This window comes from bacterium (assembly GCA_035454885.1).
Taxonomy (GTDB): domain Bacteria; phylum UBA10199; class UBA10199; order JACPAL01.
The window spans coordinates 1-3527 of the sequence record DATIGE010000063.1 but is presented as its reverse complement, the minus strand read 5'-3'; the positions used below and the strand labels follow the sequence as shown (position 1 = coordinate 3527).

Below are 3527 nucleotides of genomic sequence, written 5' to 3'. Positions count from 1 at the left end.
GAAACGATCAGGAAAAAGCATTGGATTCGCGAATATGGGGAGGCGATCCTGACCGCCTTCCTCGTCGCCTTCGTCATCCGCTCCTTCGGCATCGAGGCCTTCAAGATCCCGTCGGGGTCGATGATCCCGACCCTCATGATCGGCGACCACATCTTCGTGAACAAGTTCGTCTACGGGTTGCGCATTCCGTTCACCAAGAAGAGGATCGTGACCTTCAGCGAGCCCAAGCGGGGGGAAGCCATCGTCTTCATGTACCCCTTGGACGAGAGCAAGGACTTCATCAAACGGGCCATCGGGCTCCCGGGGGACCGCATTGCGATCCACGGCGACGAGGTGACGGTCAACGGGTTGGCGTTGGCAAGGCAGCCGGTCGAGGTCCGCGCCTCCAACGGCGACCGTTTTCTCACGATCATTCCGGAGGCGGTGGCCGACCAGGTGAACGGGCATGAGATCCCCGCGTTTCCCCGTTGGGAGTCCTATGCCTATTTCGTGGAGAAAGTGGGGGACGTGAACCACCTGGTCCAGTTTGACGAGAGGCCGTCCTACGCCGAGTCCGAGTTCGAGGTCCCCGCCGGCCACCTCTTCGTGATGGGGGACAACCGGGACAACTCCTCCGATTCCCGCGAATGGGGCTTCGTCCCCATGGAGAACGTCAAGGGCCGCGCCATGTTCGTCTGGCTCTCCCTCGACTACGACGAGATCCGCCAAGGTCTCGCGAACATAGGCCGCTGGATTCGATGGGACCGGTTTGGGAAATGGATTCAGTAGTTGCATTCTCCTTGACAGGCGAGGATAATTTCGCGAAGAAGACGCCCCAATGATCGCGAAGAAAAAGACAGAGATTCCTTCACAAACCCCGCCACGGCGGGGTTTTTTTTTGCCTCCGAAGAACAAGGACCTCCTCGGCATCAAGGATCTCAAGAGGGAGCAGATCGTCGAGGTCCTCGAGACGGCGTCCCGGATGAAGGCGCGTCTCGCGTCTTCCCCGCAAAAGCTGGATGATCTCAAGGGTAAGGCCGTCATCAATCTCTTCTTCGAGCCCTCCACGCGCACCCGGGCGTCCTTCGAATTGGCGGCGCGGCGCCTGTCCGCCGACCTCCTGACGATGACCCCTCAGGCCTCCAGCCTCACCAAGGGCGAAAGCCTTCAGGACATGGTGGAAAACCTGGAGGCCATGGGACCCAGGCTGCTCATCGTCCGCCACGGGTCGAGCGGGGCTCCTGGCCTCATCGCGCGCCACACGAAGGCCTCCGTCATCAACGCCGGCGACGGGTCCCACGAGCACCCCACCCAGGCGCTTTTGGACGTCTTCACCGTCTGCGAAACGCTCAAAATCACCGACTACGGGGACTTGAAGGGACTGAACGTCCTCATCGTGGGCGACCTGGCCTACAGCCGCGTGGCGCGCTCGAACCTCTTCGCCTTCCGGAAGCTCGGGGCGCGCGTGACGTGCGTGGGGCCGGCGACGCTTCTGCCGCCGGGGCTCGAATCCTTCGGCGCCCGGGTGGGGACGGACTTCGACCGCGAATTGCCGGGGGCCGACGTCGTCATGCTCCTCCGGATCCAGAAGGAGAGGCAGGAGAAGCTCAATTTCCCCTCGCTCGCCGAATACACGCGGTTTTACGGGCTGACCAAGGAGAGGCACGCCCGGATGAAACCGGAGGCCCTCATCATGCACCCGGGCCCGATCAACCGCGGCGTCGAGATCGACCCGGACGTGGCGGACGGGCGGACGGGAGGCGGGGCGCGGACGGTCATCCTCGATCAGGTTCATCACGGGATTCCGGTGCGGATGGCGGTCCTTTCGTTATGGGGGGCGCGCGAGTAGGGCGAACACAAGGTTCGCCCCTACACGGTGGAACATGAAGATTCTCATCAAAAACGGCCGTGTGGTTGATCCCGCCGAGAGACGGGATGGTGTTTTCGATGTCCTTTGCGTGGACGGCAAGGTCGCCAAGGTGGGGAAGGGGCTTCCGGCCGAAGGCGTCGATCGGATGGTCGACGCGAGGGGCTGGGTGGTTGCCCCGGGTTTCATCGACCTGCACACGCATCTTCGCGAGCCGGGGTACGAGTACAAGGAAGACTTGAAGAGCGGGACGGAGGCGGCCGCCGCCGGCGGCTTCACGACCGTCCTTTGCATGGCGAACACCCAGCCCGTGAACGACAACGCGGTCATTACCGAGTTCATCGTCCGCAAGGCGCGCGAGGTCGGCGTCGTGCGCGTGGTTCCCGTCGGCGCCATCTCCAAGGGCCTGGAGGGCAAGACCTTGGCGGACATCGGCCAGATGGCGGACGCCGGCATCATCGGCGTCTCCGATGACGGACGGTGCGTCATGGACAGCGCCCTCATGCGCAAGGCCCTGCAGTACGCGCGGGGTTTCAACCTGCTCGTCATTTCACACGCCGAGGACGAGAATCTCTCGGGCCCGGGCTCGATCAACGAGGGGGCGACGGCGACCGAGCTGGGGCTGCCCGGTTCGCCCAACGCGGCGGAGGAGATCATCGTGGCGCGGGACATCGCCCTCGCGGAACTGACGCGGGCGCGGCTGCACATCGCGCATCTGTCGACGCGGGGCAGCCTCGATCTCGTGCGCGCCGCCAAAAAGAGGGGCGTGGCCGTCACCTGCGAGGTGACGCCGCACCACCTGATGCTGACGGACGAGGCGGTGCGCGGCTACCGGACCGAGGCCTCGGTGCGGCCTCCGCTTCGGTCCGCCGAGGACGTCGCGGCCCTCAGAAAAGGATTGAAGGAGGGCGTGGTCGACGCCGTGGCGACCGACCACGCGCCGCACGCCTCGTTCGAGAAGGAGGTCGAATTCGTCAAGGCGGCGCACGGGCTGGTGGGTCTGGAAACCGCCTTGCCCTTGTGCCTCAGGCTGGTGGAGGACAAGGTGCTTCGCCTGCCGGACGTGATCCGCCTGCTCTCGGCCGGGCCCGCCAAGATCGCCGGATTCAAGGGGCGGGGGACCCTCAAGCCCGGATCGGACGCGGACATCACGGTCTTCGACCCCGGGGCCAAGGGAAAGATCGACGCCTCCCGTTTCCGCTCGAAGAGCCGCAACACGCCGTTTGACGGCTGGCCGGTGAGGGGGCGCGTGCACTACACGATCGTCGGAGGAAAGGTCGTTTACGATGAAGGCCATTTTAATTCTTGAAGACGGGACGGTCTTCGAGGGCCGGTCCTTCGGGGCCCCGGGCGAGAGGATCGGGGAGGTCGTGTTCAACACGAGCCTCTCGGGCTATCAGGAGATCCTCACCGATCCCTCCTACAAGGGGCAGATGGTCGTCATGACCTACCCGGAGATCGGCAACTACGGCGTGAATCCGGAGGACGTCGAATCCTGGAAACCGTTCGTCGAGGGCTTCATCGTCCGGAATTACAACGCGGCCCCGTCCAATTTCCGGTCCCGCGAGCCGCTTCATTCCTACCTTAAGAGGAACAAGATCGTCGCCATCGAGGGGGTCGACACCCGCGCGCTCACGCGCCACCTGCGCGACCACGGCTCAAAGACGGGTATCCTCTCGAC

At 64.2% G+C, this 3527-nt stretch carries 4 protein-coding genes; all 4 read left to right on the top strand.

What is annotated here, in order from left to right; translation table 11 throughout:
- On the top strand, positions 1–768 hold a 768-nt coding region (lepB, locus tag VLJ37_10770; protein ID HSA60154.1), incomplete at its 5' end, for a signal peptidase I.
- A gap of 109 nt (positions 769–877) precedes the next feature.
- Positions 878–1828, top strand: a complete 951-nt coding sequence (locus tag VLJ37_10765) for an aspartate carbamoyltransferase catalytic subunit (GenBank protein HSA60153.1) — start codon at positions 878–880, stop codon at positions 1826–1828.
- A 34-nt stretch (positions 1829–1862) separates the two neighbouring features.
- Positions 1863–3155, top strand: a complete 1293-nt coding sequence (locus VLJ37_10760) for a dihydroorotase (GenBank protein ID HSA60152.1) — start codon at positions 1863–1865, stop codon at positions 3153–3155.
- Positions 3133–3527, top strand: a 395-nt coding sequence (locus VLJ37_10755) for a carbamoyl-phosphate synthase domain-containing protein (protein HSA60151.1), incomplete at its 3' end; no start/stop codon positions are given. The genes VLJ37_10760 and VLJ37_10755, both read left to right, overlap by 23 nt.